This window comes from Pseudoalteromonas sp. N1230-9 (assembly GCF_032716425.1).
Lineage (GTDB): Bacteria > Pseudomonadota > Gammaproteobacteria > Enterobacterales > Alteromonadaceae > Pseudoalteromonas.
Genome location: NZ_CP090419.1, coordinates 2,019,235 through 2,037,136, shown reverse-complemented (window position 1 = coordinate 2,037,136; position 17,902 = coordinate 2,019,235). Strand labels below are relative to the sequence as shown.

Annotated in this window: 18 protein-coding genes; 8 read left to right on the top strand and 10 right to left on the bottom strand. The window is 39.2% G+C overall.

Going from position 1 to position 17,902, the window contains the following annotated elements; all coding sequences use genetic code 11:
• Positions 1–16 precede the first annotated feature (16 nt).
• Entirely contained in the window at positions 17–670 is a 654-nt protein-coding gene (locus LY624_RS09515; RefSeq protein ID WP_341802861.1) for a peroxiredoxin-like family protein, read from the bottom strand.
• A 106-nt stretch (positions 671–776) separates the two neighbouring features.
• Between LY624_RS09515 and LY624_RS09510 the strand changes: the two genes are divergently transcribed.
• The 4 genes from LY624_RS09510 to LY624_RS09495 all read left to right on the top strand — a co-directional run bounded on the left by LY624_RS09510 (position 777) and on the right by LY624_RS09495 (position 6,382).
• On the top strand, positions 777–1,652 hold the full coding sequence (locus tag LY624_RS09510) for a LysR family transcriptional regulator (protein ID WP_130150042.1): 876 nt from the start codon (positions 777–779) through the stop codon (positions 1,650–1,652).
• An 82-nt stretch (positions 1,653–1,734) separates the two neighbouring features.
• Complete coding sequence (locus LY624_RS09505) at positions 1,735–2,295, top strand: RNA polymerase sigma factor (protein WP_062569255.1); 561 nt, start codon at positions 1,735–1,737, stop codon at positions 2,293–2,295.
• Positions 2,292–3,362, top strand: coding sequence for a FecR family protein (locus tag LY624_RS09500; protein WP_341802860.1), 1,071 nt, complete (start codon positions 2,292–2,294; stop codon positions 3,360–3,362). The genes LY624_RS09505 and LY624_RS09500 overlap by 4 nt, the downstream gene beginning before the upstream one ends.
• A 170-nt stretch (positions 3,363–3,532) precedes the next feature.
• Positions 3,533–6,382: a TonB-dependent receptor plug domain-containing protein gene (locus LY624_RS09495; RefSeq protein ID WP_445936709.1), complete on the top strand. Its 2,850-nt coding sequence runs from the start codon at positions 3,533–3,535 to the stop codon at positions 6,380–6,382.
• Positions 6,383–6,442: 60 nt separating this feature from the next.
• On the opposite strand, the gene LY624_RS09490 is transcribed toward LY624_RS09495, so the two are convergent.
• On the bottom strand, positions 6,443–6,841 hold the full coding sequence (locus LY624_RS09490) for an ExbD/TolR family protein (protein WP_341802858.1): 399 nt from the start codon (positions 6,839–6,841) through the stop codon (positions 6,443–6,445).
• Between the two features lie 289 nt (positions 6,842–7,130).
• Here LY624_RS09490 and LY624_RS09485 point away from each other — a divergent pair, with 289 nt between their 5' ends.
• Entirely contained in the window at positions 7,131–8,108 is a 978-nt protein-coding gene (locus LY624_RS09485; RefSeq protein ID WP_341802857.1) for a catalase family peroxidase, read from the top strand.
• 188 nt (positions 8,109–8,296) lie between these two features.
• Positions 8,297–8,746 (top strand): GNAT family N-acetyltransferase, encoded by a 450-nt coding sequence (locus LY624_RS09480; protein ID WP_341802856.1) that lies wholly within the window; start codon positions 8,297–8,299, stop codon positions 8,744–8,746.
• A 43-nt stretch (positions 8,747–8,789) separates the two neighbouring features.
• Here the strand turns inward: LY624_RS09480 and LY624_RS09475 are convergent, their stop codons facing one another.
• The 8 genes from LY624_RS09475 to LY624_RS09440 all read right to left on the bottom strand — a co-directional run bounded on the left by LY624_RS09475 (position 8,790) and on the right by LY624_RS09440 (position 16,222).
• Positions 8,790–9,188 (bottom strand): hypothetical protein, encoded by a 399-nt coding sequence (locus LY624_RS09475; protein ID WP_341802855.1) that lies wholly within the window; start codon positions 9,186–9,188, stop codon positions 8,790–8,792.
• Between the two features lie 138 nt (positions 9,189–9,326).
• On the bottom strand, positions 9,327–10,058 hold the full coding sequence (locus LY624_RS09470) for a hypothetical protein (RefSeq protein ID WP_341802854.1): 732 nt from the start codon (positions 10,056–10,058) through the stop codon (positions 9,327–9,329).
• A gap of 491 nt (positions 10,059–10,549) precedes the next feature.
• Complete coding sequence (locus LY624_RS09465) at positions 10,550–10,993, bottom strand: ferritin-like domain-containing protein (protein WP_062569411.1); 444 nt, start codon at positions 10,991–10,993, stop codon at positions 10,550–10,552.
• A gap of 198 nt (positions 10,994–11,191) precedes the next feature.
• Entirely contained in the window at positions 11,192–12,130 is a 939-nt protein-coding gene (locus LY624_RS09460) for a LysR family transcriptional regulator (RefSeq protein WP_062569248.1), read from the bottom strand.
• A 16-nt stretch (positions 12,131–12,146) separates the two neighbouring features.
• On the bottom strand, positions 12,147–13,871 hold the full coding sequence (gene aceK, locus LY624_RS09455; RefSeq protein WP_237114155.1) for a bifunctional isocitrate dehydrogenase kinase/phosphatase: 1,725 nt from the start codon (positions 13,869–13,871) through the stop codon (positions 12,147–12,149).
• Between the two features lie 101 nt (positions 13,872–13,972).
• Entirely contained in the window at positions 13,973–14,446 is a 474-nt protein-coding gene (locus tag LY624_RS09450; protein WP_341802853.1) for a DUF4124 domain-containing protein, read from the bottom strand.
• Positions 14,447–14,510: 64 nt separating this feature from the next.
• Complete coding sequence (locus LY624_RS09445) at positions 14,511–16,004, bottom strand: DUF3413 domain-containing protein (protein ID WP_341802852.1); 1,494 nt, start codon at positions 16,002–16,004, stop codon at positions 14,511–14,513.
• Positions 16,005–16,009: 5 nt separating this feature from the next.
• Entirely contained in the window at positions 16,010–16,222 is a 213-nt protein-coding gene (locus LY624_RS09440; protein ID WP_054554702.1) for a DUF1414 domain-containing protein, read from the bottom strand.
• 63 nt (positions 16,223–16,285) lie between these two features.
• On the opposite strand from LY624_RS09440, the gene yejK reads away from it, so the two are divergent.
• Positions 16,286–17,302, top strand: coding sequence for a nucleoid-associated protein YejK (gene yejK, locus LY624_RS09435; RefSeq protein ID WP_130150031.1), 1,017 nt, complete (start codon positions 16,286–16,288; stop codon positions 17,300–17,302).
• A gap of 170 nt (positions 17,303–17,472) precedes the next feature.
• The gene (locus LY624_RS09430; RefSeq protein ID WP_341802851.1) at positions 17,473–17,814 is read left to right on the top strand and encodes a hypothetical protein; all 342 of its coding nucleotides are present in this window, start codon (positions 17,473–17,475) and stop codon (positions 17,812–17,814) included.
• The last annotated feature ends 88 nt before the right edge of the window (positions 17,815–17,902 follow it).

The following is a 17,902-nucleotide window of genomic DNA, read 5'->3' as shown; positions in this document are numbered from 1 at the left end:
AGTTGATAGACTGACATTACGCATTCTGCAACCCTTTTGCCACATTTAATACGTCACTTGGCTCTGCACGCAGAGTATAGTCTTCTTTAGCAAATGCATATTGAACAGTACGGTCTTTATCAATAACGTAGGTTGCAGGCAGAGGAAGCTCATAACTGTCATCCCCATTTGCACTAGGAATATCTAAGCCCAGCTTTTTATATACTGGAATTAAGCGCTCATCTAATGTGAACACTAATCCACATGCTTTTGCTAGTGTATTTTCAACATCTGATAAGACCGTAAAGGCTAATTCATTCTGTTGTTCAGTTGATAACGACTGATCAGGTAACTGTGGTGAAACTGCTACTAGTTGAACATGGTGTTTAGCAAACTCGTCCTTCAGTGCATTTAGCGCACGTAATTCTAAGTTACAGTATGGGCACCAACCGCCACGGTAAAAACTAAGCACCACAGGTCCTTTGTCTAATAACTGCGAGAGTGTCACGGTTTCACCATGACTATTTGGCAGGCTAAAGTCAGGAAATACGGCGCCTACTGGTAATGCATGTTGATTTAACTGCTCAGCGATCAGTTTCTCGGTGGTAATGTCCATTAAGTTTAGGATATCGCTTGGAACATTTGCTTTTTTCTGTACTTCGAATGCGTCAATTTGGCTTTTTAAAGACATAGTGTGGCTCCAGACCATTAGGATAAAAAATGCAGTATAGTGTTTTATTTTTTTATATATACTAGGCAAAAGTGAAAGCTAAATTCGAAAATGTTGAACTGAAAGTATGTATAGCCTATCCGATTTAGAAACATTTATAGCGGTTGTTGAGAACCAAGGGGTCGTGGCGGCAGCAAAAGCACAAGGTTTATCGCCAGCAACAGTGAGCCATCGTTTAAGTAAGCTCGAAAAGGCACTTTCTACCGTGCTTATCTTTCGAGACAGTCGGCGAATAAGGTTATCACCGGCAGGAGACGTCTTTTACCAACGCGCAAGTGCAATTTTGGAAGCGTTGTATGATGCTGAACATCAAATAGGTGCAAGAGGTTCGGCAATATCAGGGTTATTGCGTGTCACCATGCCGCCATGGGTCTTTTCTAAATTTGTGATGCCAAGGCTTAATCAGTTTGAGCAACAATACCCTGATTTAAAATTAGATTTTATGATTACAGATCATTTTGTGAATGTAGTGGATGACGCCCAAGATGTGGCGATTAGGGTAGGACAGTTAGTTGACTCTAATTTATTATCTCGAAAACTTGCTGTTAATTCCCGTATTCTGTGTGCCGCACCAAGTTATCTTGAAAAATATGGCATGCCCAAGTCTGTGGATGATTTAGTTGATCATTATTGGGTATGTTTACCGTGGCAGCGTCAGCTTAAGCTCATCGAAAATAATCAAGTTATTCATCACAATGCGCGTACTCGGTTTACTATTTCAAACTCAGATAACATGACTCAAGCAGCAATTGCAGGGCATGGTATTGCTATTAAATCGCGTATAGCCATTCAGGATGAACTTAGTAAAGGCGAGCTAATTGAAATATTACCCAATTGTCTCGCTGATGCAGATGCGCCAGTTTGGTTTTTAAAGCCTCAAAACAGTTTAGTCACTCGAAAAACAGAGATTTTTTATAATTTCATGAAAACTTTATTTACTTGAGGAACAGAAAATTAACAAATTGTCTTGTAATTAAAATGAAATCTCGTAACCTTAGCTATAAAATAACAAGTGCGAGTTACGGATGACGGAACAGACAGGAATTATTACCGCATTTACTGATATATCAAGCAAACTCAGACGATTTGTTGCACGTATTGTCAGCCCTGATGACGTTGAAGATATAATTCAAGAAACGTTTATTAAAAGTTACGAGGCTGATCTTAAGCAAAATATTGAATATACCCACAGTTATATGCTTAAAACTGCGAAGCACTTGGCATTAAATCACGTTGCGAAATGGGATAATAAATACAAAGAGTCCCTTGATGAGCATCAACAAGTCACCAATCAGATGCGCTCAATGGCACTTGAAGATGAAGTCACCTCGAAAGAGCGTTTTTTATTTTTTTGCCGCGTGACTAACGAGTTGAGCCCTCAAGTTAAAAAGTGTTTTATTTTAAAAAAGGTCTATGGTCTAAGCCAAAAGGAAATCGCAATTAAAATGAAGTTGAGCGAAAGTACAGTTGAAAAGCACATCGCCAAAGGGCTCCTGCATGCATTGCATGCCATGAAAGCACATGACACTCAGCAACTAAATCAATTAAATACCACTGATGTAACCGCCAAAGAGGTGAATAAATGAGTAATGTTCATCCTTTTTCGTCGAAAGATATGATTCAAGCTCAGGCGAGTCGTTGGGTAAGCGCAATTGACAGAGGCTTATCTGATAAAGAAGTGCGTGAGCTACAACAATGGGCAAAACAAAGCAGTGCCCATCAAGATGCGTTATTTGAACTCGCTCAACTTTGGGATGAAATGAGTGTGCTCAATGAGCTAAGTAGCCTTTTTCCTGAAAAAACTCAGCATAAACAACCAGCGGTTTTTGGCTTGGCAACCGCAGCAAGTTTTCTAGTTGTGATGTTACTGGGTTGTGTTTTACTGATTTACTCAAGTTATTGGCAATCAGCTGAAGACGACCATGCGAAATTTACAAAGATTTATCGAACCAAAGTCGGTGAGCAGGCAACCTATGTCTTGCCAGACAGCACGATTGTTCAGCTTAACACCAATACAAAGTTAGAAGTGGTATACACGGGCGATCGTCGTCAACTTATATTGAATCGAGGCGAGGGGCGTTTCAATGTCGCCAAGGATGCGAGCAGACCTTTTACAGTCATTGCTGGGGACAAGTCTTTTACTGCTCTTGGCACCGTGTTTAATGTTCAGCGTAACACTTCATCAGATCTTGAGTTGGTAGTCACAGAGGGCAAAGTAATGATAGCTGAGCCACACACGCTTGTTGATGCAAATGACTTTGAGCATTTAAAAGATGCTTCAAACGAGAGCCTGTCGATAAAAAAATTCCATGCGAACGTGGTTGTCTCGGGTGAAAAAGCGCTTATAAAACACAGTAAAACAGAGCCTGTTAAACAACTGTCGATGGATGATGTACAGCGAGATTTAGCATGGCAGCATGGCATGATTATTTTTAATGGTGAGCCTTTGGGTGAAGCGCTACAAGAGGTTAGTCGTTACACGGCTACCCGTTTTGAATTGACTGATCCTGATTTAACTTCTTTAAAAGTTGCAGGCGTTTTCAAGGCTGGCGATATAAAAGGATTACTTGAGTCGTTACACGCTAATTTAGCGGTTAAACATCAACGCTTGGGCGAGCATCGTGTTAGTTTAAGTTTTGAAAGTAAAAGCTAATTTCCCTCATGAAAAAAAATGATTTTCACGTTGTTAATGTTAATCACAAAAAATTAAATAAAAAAAAGTTAAATTTACATAGTGGATTTTTCTTTCTGAACTGTTTGATTAAGTTGCGCAGTAAACAATTGCATTTATTTCCAGCGTCGATGGCTGTCTACGGCTTATGTATGGGGCAACCAGCCATTGCTGCTGAAAAGCAAATGCTGCAATTTGATATTAAAGCGCAACGAGCAGATTTAGCCTTGATTGAATTCGCTAAGCAAACAGACCAAACGGTTATTTTCTCTTTTGAGCTTGCTAAGCAATATCAAGCACAGTCGGTGTTTGGTTTTTATACCAAGCTAGATGCACTTGAGACCATGCTTCAAGGAACTAAGCTCGATGCGGTTGTTGATCAAACTGGTTTACTGAGTATAAAACTCAAACAAATCAATAGGAAAGATAACAACATGAAAAACCTTTCAGGGGTCAGTGCTGCAGTCGTGCCGTTACTACTTGCAAGCAATAATCAGGCATTTGCAGCAGAACAAGCTGCAGAAGAAAATATCGAGAAAATCGCTGTTGTTGGTAGTCGTGTAGCAGGGCGCTCAGTTGAGGATTTACCGGTACCCGTTGATATTTTAAGTGCGGAGGCACTTGAAAATACAGGACAAACAGAAGTGGGCCGAATGCTTCAAGCTATCGCCCCTTCTTTTAACTTTTCCAGCTCGTCTATCAGTGATGGTACTGATGCGCTGCGTCCGGCAACACTACGTGGTTTAGGGCCCGACCAAACTTTAGTACTTATCAATGGTAAGCGTCGTCACCAAGCGAGTATCATCCATATTAATACGTCAGTAGGTCGTGGTACCGCAGGTACTGACATGAATGCTATTCCTGCGGCATCAATTAAGCGCATTGAAGTTTTACGTGATGGTGCAGCCGCGCAATATGGTTCAGATGCGATTGCCGGTGTTATCAATATCGTGTTAAAAGATGCTGAAGAAGGTGGTAAAGCAGCCATTAACTATGGTGAATACTCAGAGGGTGATGGCGAAACCGTTAATATTGATTTTAACACAGGTTTTGCCCTAGGTGATGATGGTTATTTAAATACCACAATTAACTACCGTGATCGCGCTCCAACCAACCGTGCTGGCCTTCATGGCTCATGTCAATTTTATGGTTGTACGGAGCTTGATGACGGCACTTTACTTGCTGGTGACCCACGCGAACTAACAGCACCGCGTGATACATTTAGAATTGGTGATGCTGATTCTCAGCAATTTGCTTTAACCGTTAATACTGGTTATGAACTTGCTGGTGGTGAGCTGTATGGCTTTATCACTTATTCAAACCGTGAAAATGAATCAGCGGCATTTTTCCGCCATAACGCCAATGCGACTGGTAACCCTGTATTACAAGACGGTGATGCAACAATTCCAATGGGCTTCTTACCGAAAATTAATACCGTTATTGATGACGTGTCTTATAACGTAGGTTTTAAAAAGTCGTTCGATAATGACTCAAGCATTGATTTATCTTACACCTACGGTGAAAACAGCATTGATTACACCACAAGTGACACAATTAATGGTTCGTACGCGAACTTACTTCGTTATGAGCAAGGTTTATCAGCAGATGAAATTCGTGCCACCATCCCGCGTTCAGCGTTTGCATATGGCCTAGAATTATCTCTACAAACACTTAATCTTGATTACACAAAAGATTACGATAATTTTTCATTAGCATTGGGTGCTGAAATCCGCACAGATGAATTTCGCATCTTAGAGGGCAGTGAATATGCTTATCGTGATTACGACACCGTTGATGGTGTAAGCATTTATTCAGGCCTTAGTGGTGGTGTGGGTAGTGAAGATGCAGCCAGTGGTACACAAGGCTTTGGTGGTTCTGATCCTGCGTCGTCTGTGGATGAATCACGTGATGTGATTTCATTTTATGCGGATGCTGAAACTTACGTGATCGATGATGTTATTATCTCAGGCGCGCTTCGTTACGATAACTACAAAGGCTTTGGCGACACTGTTAACTTTAAGCTAGCGGCTAATTGGTCGATTACTGAAGATGTCTCTTTACGCGGTGCATTGAGTACAGGTTTTAGAGCACCGTCGATGCAACAGCTTTACTTTAATAACATAAGTACACAGTTTGTTGTTGGCGATGATGGCAGCTTAGTGGCTGAACAAGTGGGTACTTTTAGAAACGACAGTACACTCGCGCAATCGATTGGTATTCCTAAGTTAAAAGAAGAAAAATCGCAAAACCGTAGTTTAGGTATTGTGTATAACGTGACTGACAATATCAACGTAACCATTGACTACTATTCGATTGATATTGATGACCGTATCGTTATTTCTAACCGTTTAGGTAAAGGTTTATCAGATACACTTGATGCTGCACTTGTCAGCTCTGGCGCAGGGGCTGGTCAGTTTTTCTTAAATGGTGCGGACACAGAAACAGAAGGTGTTGATTTAGTTGCCACATGGAACACTGAAGGCCTTGGCGGCACGCTCGATTTCACCTTTGCTGCTAACTTCACCAAAACAGATGTGGTTGATTTATTTACGCCATCAGGCAGTGGTCTTGAAACTATTCCTGTTGAAGATGTGTTTTCTGCTCAAGAAACGTCAATCATCGAAGAGTGGCAGCCAGAAGATCGCATTAACTTAAGTGCACTTTACCGACTTGAAGACTGGACAGTAAACTTATCACTAAACCGTTATGGTGAGTACACTGTGGAAGACGGCGGACGCCAAACATACGGTGCTGAAATCTTAACGGATGTGAAAGTGAGTTACTTCTTCGATGAAAACTTATCGTTTAACATTGGCGCTAATAACCTATTTGATGTTTATCCAGATAAGAACACCATTGGTAATTCGCGCTCGGGTACGATTGTTGATGCAAACGGCAACACAATAGTGTCAAGCCCTGGTGTATTCACTTACTCGCGTCGTTCAGCACCATTTGGTTTTAACGGTGCATACTACTACGTAGGTGCAGAGTACAAGTTCTAAACTCCCTTTAGATTCCTTTATTATTATAAACTTGCAAAGGGCCGTTAGGCCCTTTTTTAGTTATAAAGACGTGCTTATAGAGATTGGAACATCTTGATACTGTTTTATTTTATCAAGCAAGGTGACCAAGGTTTTGTGACTACTTTGCTCACTCGCTGTAACTTGCACATTTGTCATTTCAAATTGTGCGGCAAATAACGCGAGGTTAGCGATTATCTGCTCTGGTGTTATAAGCCGGTTTGCAAAGTAAATACTATCATTTTCAGTGATAGTAAATTGCGCTTGTTTTTTCGGGTTATCAAGAGTTGGTTTTGCCAAAGGGCGATTAACTTCAATTGCGCGCTCTTTAACAAACGAGGTTGTTACGATAAAAAATATAAGCAAGATAAACACAATATCGAGCATGGGGGTCATATCTACATCAGCGTTTGCAGTGGTCTTTTTATGTTGTTTCACCATAATTAGGTCCTTGTTGTTTTTGGCCAAGACACAAAATTTATGATTAAGTGCACTAGCCACAGTCGTGTTATGAACACGGATTATTTTTAAATTGCTGGGCGCCACAGCAGTTTTCGGATCCTAAATTTAAAGTTAGCAGCTTTTAAAAATACGGTAGTTAAATAATTATTCTAAGTTTATTAAATGTTTGTAGCGTTTTTGTTGGTGGAGTTTTTTTTATTAACTTTAATGAAATCATAATAAGCTTTGTTAGGTCATCTCGATGTAACTAAGTTAAAAGGATGGATAAATGCTAAAAATTAAGTCTTTGGTTTGTGCTGTATGTCTTGTTATACCCACAGCAAGTTTTGCGGAGCAATCAGTAAATGGGCAAGATTTCATAAATTTATTTGAGAAGCTCTCGGGTAAGCAGCCAGGTATCAGAAAAGGTCACGCCAAAGGTGTGTGCGCTGTCGGCACATTTACACCTAATCAAGCCGCAAAACAGTATTCAATCAGCCCTTTATTTAATGCGCCGTCTAAAGCGAATATCCGTTTTTCTATGGGCGGTGGTAACCCTCACGCTGATGAAACATCACGTTCACCACGTGGTATGGGGGTGCAGTTTGTGCTAGAAAATGGCGATGTGCACAATATCGCAGGGCTTACCACGCCTGTTTTTGCAGGTAACAGCCCTGAAGCATTTTTTGGTTTGCTAAGCACTTTATTACCTGACGAAAAAACGGGTCAAATCGATTTTGCAAAAGTGAAAGCATACAGGCAACAACACCCGAGTACCTTAGGGCAGTTTAATTGGCTACAAAGCCATAATCCGCCTGCATCGTATGTGTCTTCGCGTTATTTTGGTGTGCATACCTTTTACATGGTTGATGAAAAGGGCGCTAAGCATGCCTTTAGGTGGACTATGGTGCCAGAAGAGCCAGAACAAGTGCTAACAGAAGAGGAAATGAAAACATTACCCAAGTCATTTCTTGCAAAGCGGCTTGAAGAGGATTTAGCAAAAGGGAAGGTTCATTATCGTTTTCAAGCAGAGTTAGCCGAGCAGGGTGATGCATTAACCGATCCTTCAGTTCGTTGGCCTGTTGATCGCACAACAATTAATTTAGGAAAGCTTACGATAGAATCTACGGGCGAATCAGGCTGCGACCTCACAAATTATGACCCAAATCTATTGTCTAAAGGCTTTATGCCAAGTGATGACAAAGTACTTAAGCTACGCTCAACAGCCTATGCTATTTCATTTGCTAAGCGTTTAACGGGGCAATAAACCATACTAAATCGCTTGATGTAGATCCCTAGAACTTGATTTCCAAAGGAACTGGGTGATCTATCTACCAAGCGATTTTAACTAAAAGTTGCCGCACACACTCAAAGGCTTATCCTCTAATTAAGCATTGTTTTTATTCACTTTACCCATATATATACTTTTCTTGAAAAGAATATAAAGGGAAGTTTATGAACGTTACTTTGCGTGATGTTACGAAGGACAATTGGGTGGATGTAATTCACTTAGAAATAACTAAAGAGCAAGAGGATTACGTCGCGTTAAATTCAGAGTCTATCGCTGAATCTAGCTTTTATCCTCATTATGTTAATCGAGCAATATATCGCGAAAATGAAGTCGTCGGTTTTATTCAATACTACCAAGAACTTGAAGAAGGACTCCCTGATGAGTTTTACATTGCTCAGTTTATGGTTGATGTAAAATATCAAGGCCAAGGTATAGGTAAAATCGCAACAGAATTAGTAATTAACGAGATGAAAGTTATTCCAGAGTGTAAAAAAATAACCATACTCTACATGCCAGGTCATCATGTGATGCGTAAATTCTATTCACAGTTTGGTTTTGTTGTGACGGAAGAAGACGATGAAGATGGTGTTGTAATGGAGCTTGATGTTAAATAGTTGAATCGCTCTTTTTTGGGTGCTTAGTTATCATCAACTTTAACTATATCCTGTCAGGCTTTATTGGTAGGCCTTGATAAAATCTGACAGTCTTATATTCGCGATAAGCAGACTGTAGGATAAACTCGTTTTTGGACAAAGGCGAGTTATGTTTATAACCCGTCTGTGGACAAAAACATTTTAGAGTATTTATTTGGTAGCCTGCATCACACTGCTGCTTGATTTGTGTTAATACGTTATCAGGAAAATCTTCAAGCGCTGTTGTAGACAATCTTTTATACAAAGATATCAGCCGTTTTGCCGGCTCAATTGAATTTTGAAAATTCAGTGAGCTCCCTAGCTCATTAACTCTAGGTAGTTGATCTACGTCGAACTCTTGAACACGTAATAAACTCACGGTTGCTGACTCTAATAATGTATTTTCTTCTATTACCTCAGCCATGTGGGCTCCTTGTATTGTTCGTAGCTCGATTAAGTTCTAACGCCCACTTAAGCGGACGAGAATCGTTGGCTAAAATGTGGAGCGAAGCGGAGCCAACTGTTCGAGTTCCGTTTACAGTGCTTGTTAGCATTTTAATACTTACACTCCCACATGCCATTCTGGTTTTATCCATTTTGAATCCCAATTTAATTTTTCAGAAACAGCCGCTATTTGTGTGTACTCTTTAAAGTAAGCATTGACTATTTTTTTGTCTGTAATATACAAACTATTCTCTAAAGAGTTAGTTGCATTTTCTGAGAAATTGAATGAACCAGTCCAAACTGCATATGGTTTAATTACATGGACTGGATACATACCACAGTCCATTACTACTTCAACATTTGCAAAAACCAAAAATTTATTATGCATTCTCGGAAAAGCAGGTAACTTTTTAAAATTATAGTTACCAAAGCACCTTACAGGATCTAACGAGTAGTCACTTTCAAGAGATGTAGCACCTAAGATCCAGTATTCAAACTCACCACGATGTATTGAGCACTTTAACTTAGAGTATTTTCCATGGAGCTTAGATTTCCAACTTTCTGGATCTATGTAGCCAGTGTCAGGCTTAAGGAAATCTTCCTTTTGAACAATGATTTGAACATTTTCAACCTTAGCTAGAGAATCAAGTATGTTGTTACTAGTAAGCCAAGCTACAGCACCAAACACGGCAGGTGCTTGCTCAATGTATTTAACAAGGTTTTCCTCAATATTTCTAAAATAAACAGAAATACCTTGTTCTGTCGAAGTACTATTATCTTCTAATTTTAGATAATCCAACGTCCCATCATTTTCGATTTGGAATTCGTTTAAATTTTTTGAATTTTTCACATGACTCCAATTGAATGCTAACATTTTAATAGTGCACTCATCGCGCATATTTTTACAACAAAACAGCTCACTTTTCTGATTACTACGTTTTTAACAAATTAGCTGACCTTTTGCTAGTTAATAAGGTCTTTTAAGATTGGTGAAATAGTCTGACGATAAATATACGCAAATTACTAATTTTCCTGAATATGGGGGAAAGTTGCAATTCTAAATATAAAAACTATATCAAAAGAAAATATTCAATGTTCGTTTGATGCAGAGTTCTAGAGCTATTGCGTTAACACGAAGTGGGGCAGTAACGAGTCGTGCTTGTTGGTCAGTTATTGGACCTTAGCCGAACTTTGGCAAAGAACGAACTACGGATGGTGAATTAGTTCTTAGTTGTCTTTCAGATGATACCCAAATCTAATTGTTAAATTTTCAGGGAAAATACAAACCAATATCTAAATAGATAAAAGCCCAGCTGAACTGGGCTTTGATTAGTTAGCAAGTTAGTGTTTTTTAAGCTTACTCATTTCAGCGTGACAGCTTTGAATAGTTAGCAGTGTTTTTGATAACGCTGCTTCACAGTCGTGTGGCTGAGGCTTGTCGAGTGCGTGCTTAATTTCAGCAAGTGTTTTGTCTTCAACTTCTTCAAGCTCATCAACGTAGGTTTTATCTTTATCAGCGCCAAGTTTAGTAATTAACGCGGTATAGGCTTTACGTGCTTCTACAGCAAATGCAGAGCCATTTTCGCGTTCACCAGTTTCATTGATGGCGTAAGGTTGTAAGCGCTCTATGCTTACTTTACGAGCATCTATCATGCGTTGAAATAGTGCAATTATGGCTGGATCTTCAACCTTTTCCTGTGCTTTTTCATAAAAATCGATACCACTGTTCATAACTTGAATGATATCTGCAATATGATGAACGTCATGTCCTTGATGTGTTTGCATAATGACCTCTTTAAAATTTAAATTTAATAACTTAAAAACAATGCACATAAATTAGAGCAAGACACGTTCCATAGTCGTTAATTATTTATAAGGGTTTTATTTTCAATGACTTGTGAAATTATAAAGAGATAAGAAAGGGGCTGATGTGTCCTCGTTAAAGCAAACATCAGCAATAATTACAAATTAATAGGTAAAATGTTACTTAAGCTCATCTGCGACTTCAGCCACTTTTTGACGTAACCATATATGACTGGCATCACGGTGTAATAAAGGGCTCCAGATCATATCGAGTTCAAATGGAGGAATTGGGAAGGGTGGCTCAAGAATCGTTAAACCAGGGTCATCTAGGTATATATTGGCTGCTTTTGAAGGCAGAGTTGCAACTAGGTTTTGTTCTTTTGCTAAGTGAATGGCTACGTGGTAGTTACGTGTGAAGGTTGCAATATTACGGTGCTTACCAAAATGAGCAAGTGCTTCATCTACCCAGCCAAGCTTTTGCACATCTTTAGGGTCCATACCCACGCCAACACCAAAGCCTGTTTTACTTACCCAGATATGGCGGGCTTTTAAATAGCTATCAAGGCTAAAGTCTTCAATAATAGGATTATCGGCTTTTACTAAGCAACAAAAGCTATCTTTCCAAATCTGCTTATAATGAAATGATTGTGGTAAGTTTTCAAAGCGATTTATAGCCATATCAACTTTACCGTTTTCAACATCATGAAAGGTCACATCGCTTGGTGTTAAGATATCGAGTGTTGTATCCGGTGCTTCTTCGTGTAATTTACTCAGTAAGCGTGGTGCGAGGGTGCTTGCAGCGTAGTCACTGGCCATGATACGAAAGACTCGCTTACTTTGCGATGCTTCAAATTCGCGGTTAGGAGCAAGCGTTTCTTCTAACGTCATTAAAATGCCGCGGATCACAGGTTGCAGTTCTTTAGCACGTTCAGTTGGAACCATACCTTCACTGGTGCGAACTAAGATAGGATCGTTAAATAAATTGCGAAGACGCTTGAGGCCGTTACTCATTGCTGGCTGAGTTATACTCAGCTGGTTGGCTGCTTTTGTTACATTACACTCCCTAAGCAGCGTATCGAGGTAAACAAGTAAGTTTAAATCTATTTTACTTATATTCATTGCATGTCCTTAGTGTTTACCAATAATGGATAAACCGTTGTCCGGCAGGGTACGGGTAAATATGACTCACCTTGCCTTGTTTTATATTCTTTTGCGCTTGTTGCCAAAACTCTGGGTCTTCAAGCTCTGGATGAGTACTCAGCAAGTATTGCTTATATACAGGGTTTGCCGTGACAAAGGTGCATAATTGTTCAGGGAAAACATCTTGTGGCGCAACTGAGTAGCTTTGCTCATTTGTTAAATAATCATCATATGATTTTGCTTTTGGCAATGCTCTAAAGTTCATATCAGTTAAATACTGAACTTCATCGTAATCGTAAAAAATAACGCGATTGTGTTTACTCACCCCAAAGTTTTTTAATAGCATGTCACCTGGAAAAATGTTGACGGCAATCATTTCTTTTAGAGCTTGGCCGTATTCTTCAATGGCTTCAAACGCTTGTTGCTCAGTGGCATTCTCAAGGTACATATTAAGGGGGGTCATTCGCCTTTCAATATATAAATGTTTAATAATCAGCCACTCGCCCTCAATAATCATCGAAGAGCCAATTGTTTTATGTAACTCTTCTAGTAATTTACTATCAAAGCGAGCAAGAGGAAATACGACGTTCGAATACTCTATTGTATCTGCCATTCGACCAACGCGGTCATGGCTTTTAACGAGTTGGTAGCGTTTCAATACGGTATCACGGCCAAACGGTTTGCTTTCGCCAAAGGTGTCTTTAATCACTTTGAATACGTAACCAAACGAGGGGAGGGTGAATACCATCATCACCATCCCCGGTGTACCTGGGGCTATAACGAGGTTGTCTTTAGAATGGTTTAAGTGACTTAAAAATTCACGATAGAATTCTGTCTTGCCTTGTTTGTGAAAGCCAATAGCATTGTATAGTTCCGCTAAGGTCTTATTTGGCATAAGTTGGTTTAGAAAGCGAACGAGTGCCGATGGCGCATGGGTTTCAACCATGAAATAAGCACGTGCGAAGCCAAAAATAACTCGCATTTGTGATGACTTGGTCAGTAGCGCATCCAGATACAAGCCTTTGTCTTCATGATGTAAAACAGCAATAATGAAAGGCTGCACACCACTTTGTGACACCACACGACCAACAATGTAGGCAGCTTTATTACGGTAAAAAGGTGCTTGCAGGATATCAAAACGCATTTGCCACGCTTGATGGTGTGTATCGGGTGCTTGTTTATAAAAGGCCTTTACCAATAGGCGGATGTCGCGTTCTAAATCCACAAATGGCGCTTTAAAATCAAATTGGGTGATGATTTTACGAATAGTCGGTCTTAAGCCATCAACAACAGGAAAATAGCTTCTATACTCAGCCTCAACAGGAAGCGCAGGTGCATCAGCGAGTGTTGCTTCGACGAAAATAAAATCATTGTTAAAGTAGCGACGATGAAATAGTCGACAAAAAACGGAGTTATAAAATGTTTCGGCAAGCTCTGCTTGTGGGTGGAAACTTAAAAAATGTTGATAGATTTGCTTGGTTTCTAACCAGCATGTTTGATCAAGCTCGATGATTTGTTGCTCGTTTAACGATTTTAGTTTTGTAATTGTTTCGTTTACCCGATCATCGTAATGGCTGATCCTGAGTTTGCTAATTTCATTAATCTTTTGCCAATTTTGCTGAGCAAAGGCATAGGGGGCTTTAGCTGTTATTGCTTGAAAAAGTTTATAGTGATTGCGAAAGCCAGATAAAATTAGCTCTGCAATATGTTGTGGTTGCATATAAACCCCTTCTTAAAAACTCAATACACTTATATTAGAGCTTTAACTCTAGCGTGTTAAGAATATGTTATTTAATCATGAAACCCAATAGTTAAACATAACTAATTATATCGCTTTAACTTTTTTTCTAATCTAGCGAGTTTTTTAGTTAACACGTCAACATCCTGTTTGTATTGCTTATTAATTGATTTTAGCTGTTGCTTGATGTCTTTTTCGATTCGCTTTTTGTCTTGATCAGATAATATTCTGTTAAGGCGTTGCTCTTGCTGAAATTGGGCGCGATCACGCTCACGGTCTAAAATGGCAAGCTTGTGTTTATTACTGCGTATTTCAGCCTCAAGGTTACGAACAATTTGCTGGCGCTCTAATTCGTTTAACTGCTTAACAAAGTCTTTCGGTGCTTCAATATTAGGGTCAGTTACATTGATGGTGTGTTTAGTTGCGCGGCTACCGCAAGGTTGTTGACTAAAAATAGTGCCTTTATCTGTCGTACACTTATAGTATTGAGCTGCAAACTGTTTTGTAGGGTAGATAAAAAACAGAAAACTAAATAAAAAAAGGATTACGGCTTTCATGACATCCATGTCCTCTAAATTAATAGTGTTGAGTAACTATAATTAAGCCGTCATTTTTAGCATATTAAGGGGTAAAGCGTTTTAGTTTTTTTATGCTCTGTACTAAAAATGGAATGTCGAGTCCTTGCTCAATAGCAAAACCCTGTGCGGCCGATATATTTTTAAAGTTGCCATCTGAATCTATTAGTGTGATCCGATCCTTTTTAAATGCAATAAAGACATTTTGAGAATAGTTTACACCTGTGTCGTCATGGCGTTTATACAAATTACTACCCAGCATTGTTTGTTTAGCTAAGCTTTGGCAGCCAAGATATTGACCAATGCTTGTTGCGATAATATCACTTGGCTGAATAAGTCCGTCAGTTTGGACAACTTTTTTATCTGAGCTATAAAGTCTTGAAGTTGTAACAATACCGTTGTTTTGCTGTGCTAGGCTAAATGCAAAAATAGTGGTTGCATCTTCACGAACGTTAGTTGTGTTCGACGCATTAATGAGTCTAACGGCGGCATCTGACTGAGTAATATTCACATAATCGAATTGATTAAAGCCTTCTACATGCAATGAACGTTTTTCATTAACCCATAGCGGCAATTGCTGATTAGTAATAATAGGGGCTTTATAAAAAGCAGGTAAGCCGTATAACAAACTAAATAGTGTGTCTTCTGTTTCAATAGGTTGAAGAAATAAGTCCGTTTTGCGTAAAGTCGGCTCATCGGCTACAAACTGCTCTAATGCTTGATTATCTGAAAAGACTAAAATATCTACTTTAGCGGCAGTCTCTACACTACATTGTTCAATAGGCGTGGGTGGTAAATAGCCAACGTTATGAGGGTCGAGCCTGACATCGTGCGCTTCTTTATAGCTTTCTATATCGAGTAAATCGTTTTTAGCTAATAAGCTTTTGGCTGTTGTTGGGTATGACAGCGGGAGTACATTATCTTGTTTGGTAATATCAAACTTTAAGTTAGCATCAGCCCAGATATGAATACTATGGCTAAGTGCAAAACACACTAAAATAGTGCTAGTTGCATAACGTGCGAATTTGTATTGCTTTAAACGAGCAAGATGATGCCAAGTATAATTACTCACAAGTAACTGAAACGCGAGAATAAGCAGCACAATACCGCCTGCAAGTAAGGTTGTAAGTGCAGGAGAACTGGTTAAACGATGCCATAACAATGAGACAATTTCAGGTAATGCAGATGAGTTTAAGTGATAACCTAAATTAAAATAGACATAGGCATCAAGTGTTAAAAGTGATGCCCCAACAGTGGCTATAAGTGCAGCCATACCGCGTATGTGTCGCGGGTATGGAAAGACTAAACTTAATGGAAATATCGTTAAAACAAAGGCAATAAAAGTAATAAAGCTGGTATGACTTAACCAGGTTACCAACATATATACAACCCCCATAAAGGTGGTCGGTGCGCTGTCTGCAAATAAATAACTCAGACTAATAAATAACACTAAGCCGATATTTGCGAAGGTAAACCAGTGCCCCCAGCTTAAAAGCTGACTTACTTTTGATGAGAATTGACTTTGTTGCGATAAATTCATAAATATTATTTAACCGACTGTGCTAATGCTTTTGCAAAGTTGTCGGCAACAGCTTGTCTTTTCTCTGACGGGACATGCTCTTTTAAAATATGCGTGATAGAATTTCCTAAACACATAAGACTTAAATCAACAGGCGCTTTATGCTCTGTCAGTACATCAATCAGCTGATCAACGATTTGTTCTACTTGGTCATTGGAATATTTTGATATGATAGGCATCAGTTGGTTCGATAAAAAGAGTTATATTCCCGTATTTTAACACCAGAGGCGTGAAAAACAAAGATGACAATAGATGTTAAAAAATTAGTCGTTCATTATGTAGACAAAAAGGACGACGATACAGAAATTCATTTACGCAATGATGAGATGGTTGTTAACGACAAAGTCGCTGTATTTATTGAACAGTTACACCATGCATACAATGGAAAACCGGGTAAAGGTTATTGCGCGTTTAGCGGTGATAAAAACAGTGTGGTTGCATCGGCGATGCAAAGCTATCGCAATGATGAGCTCGGCTTTTGGCATATGACCGAGCAAGCAACTAACGTATTAAAGGAAGAGCTCAATAAGTATGCCTTTAATGAAACAGGTTATTTAGTTTTTTGTCATTATCAGTATGTGGCAAGTGATTTCCTGTTAATTGCTATGATCAACATTAAAGAGCATTATTCAATTACGTCTGAGCTTGATTTAGCATCATCGCGTCACTTAGATATTTCTCGTATGCAATTGGCTGCACGTGTTGACTTAACCGCATGGGATACGCAACCAGAGGATAATCGTTATATTTCTTTCATTAAAGGTCGTGCGGGTCGCAAAGTTGCAGATTTCTTTTTAGACTTTTTAGGCTGCGAAGAGGGAATTGATCCTAAGCAACAAAGCCAAGTGATGCTAAATGCCGTAGAAGATTATTTATCAGAACAGCAATACGATAAGTCAGAAAAAGACGAGCTACGCAAACAAGTTTTTGATTATTGTAATGACTGCGTAACGACAGGGGAAGATGCCAATGTTAAAGAGCTGTCGGCTACACTATCAAAAAATGACGATAGTCCATTTGAAAGCTTTTGCCAGGAGCAGAGCTACGACTTAGAAGAATCGTTCCCTGTAGATAAAAAGACCGTCACCAGCATGGTGAAATTTTCAGGTATGGGTGGTGGCGTAAGTGTCAGCTTTGAGCGTAAACATTTAGGTGAACGTGTTACGTACAACGAAGCAACAGATACGCTTGTGATAAAAGGCATTCCACCTAATCTTAAAGACCAGCTTCAGCGCTTTATGGAGCAAGAAGAAGGTTAGTAGCACTAGGTTTACTGTGAGTTGTTATTTCTTAGCCCAGCTGTTGCCGTAGTTGGGCTTTTTTTATCGCTTTCACTGACGACTCTTGGTTGTTTTTAAAACAGTGTTAGCTACCTAAGGCAGAATTGTAGTAATATTCTACGTAACTCACTAATTTTATGGAGAAATATATGCAATGGATTGCAGTTTTAGCAGCTATAGGCTGGAGCTTTTTGCAAGTATTTATGCTTTTTATAGCCACGCAATGTGTTTTTGCTCTGGTGGAGCTTAGATCTAAAACAGAAAATATTTATCAAAAACTATTGTCCCGTTCAATTATTTTGCTTTTTTATTCTCTATTCATATTGCCATTAATTTCATTAGGTGTGTTTTATTATCAAGTAATCAATATAACCAGTTGGTCTGAGTTATTGCCTGCGGTATGGGTCTTTGCTATGTGGTGTGGATCATTTGTACTTTTTCTAATTTTATTGGACGTTAAAAGCTATGTTGAGGACAAGAAAAGAAAATAGTATATGAATTCATGATTTTAGTAATGAATATGGTGGTAACCTTTGATTACTGGTAATCATGTTCAAGCTGTATAAGGTGCGTCGCTTT

Bases quoted from the DNA above. Each gene is read 5' to 3' on its own strand.
- LY624_RS09480 (WP_341802856.1), top strand. From the start codon at position 8,297: ATGAACGTTACTTTGCGTGATGTTACGAAGGACAATTGGGTGGATGTA.
- LY624_RS09445 (WP_341802852.1), bottom strand. From the start codon at position 16,004: ATGAATTTATCGCAACAAAGTCAATTCTCATCAAAAGTAAGTCAGCTT.
- LY624_RS09485 (WP_341802857.1), top strand. From the start codon at position 7,131: ATGCTAAAAATTAAGTCTTTGGTTTGTGCTGTATGTCTTGTTATACCC.
- LY624_RS09505 (WP_062569255.1), top strand. From the start codon at position 1,735: ATGACGGAACAGACAGGAATTATTACCGCATTTACTGATATATCAAGC.
- LY624_RS09495 (WP_445936709.1), top strand. From the start codon at position 3,533: ATGGGGCAACCAGCCATTGCTGCTGAAAAGCAAATGCTGCAATTTGAT.
- LY624_RS09510 (WP_130150042.1), top strand. From the start codon at position 777: ATGTATAGCCTATCCGATTTAGAAACATTTATAGCGGTTGTTGAGAAC.
- LY624_RS09515 (WP_341802861.1), bottom strand. From the start codon at position 670: ATGTCTTTAAAAAGCCAAATTGACGCATTCGAAGTACAGAAAAAAGCA.
- yejK (WP_130150031.1), top strand. From the start codon at position 16,286: ATGACAATAGATGTTAAAAAATTAGTCGTTCATTATGTAGACAAAAAG.
- LY624_RS09490 (WP_341802858.1), bottom strand. From the start codon at position 6,841: ATGGTGAAACAACATAAAAAGACCACTGCAAACGCTGATGTAGATATG.
- LY624_RS09430 (WP_341802851.1), top strand. From the start codon at position 17,473: ATGCAATGGATTGCAGTTTTAGCAGCTATAGGCTGGAGCTTTTTGCAA.
- LY624_RS09440 (WP_054554702.1), bottom strand. From the start codon at position 16,222: ATGCCTATCATATCAAAATATTCCAATGACCAAGTAGAACAAATCGTT.
- LY624_RS09500 (WP_341802860.1), top strand. From the start codon at position 2,292: ATGAGTAATGTTCATCCTTTTTCGTCGAAAGATATGATTCAAGCTCAG.
- LY624_RS09450 (WP_341802853.1), bottom strand. From the start codon at position 14,446: ATGAAAGCCGTAATCCTTTTTTTATTTAGTTTTCTGTTTTTTATCTAC.
- aceK (WP_237114155.1), bottom strand. From the start codon at position 13,871: ATGCAACCACAACATATTGCAGAGCTAATTTTATCTGGCTTTCGCAAT.
- LY624_RS09460 (WP_062569248.1), bottom strand. From the start codon at position 12,130: ATGAATATAAGTAAAATAGATTTAAACTTACTTGTTTACCTCGATACG.
- LY624_RS09465 (WP_062569411.1), bottom strand. From the start codon at position 10,993: ATGCAAACACATCAAGGACATGACGTTCATCATATTGCAGATATCATT.
- LY624_RS09475 (WP_341802855.1), bottom strand. From the start codon at position 9,188: ATGGCTGAGGTAATAGAAGAAAATACATTATTAGAGTCAGCAACCGTG.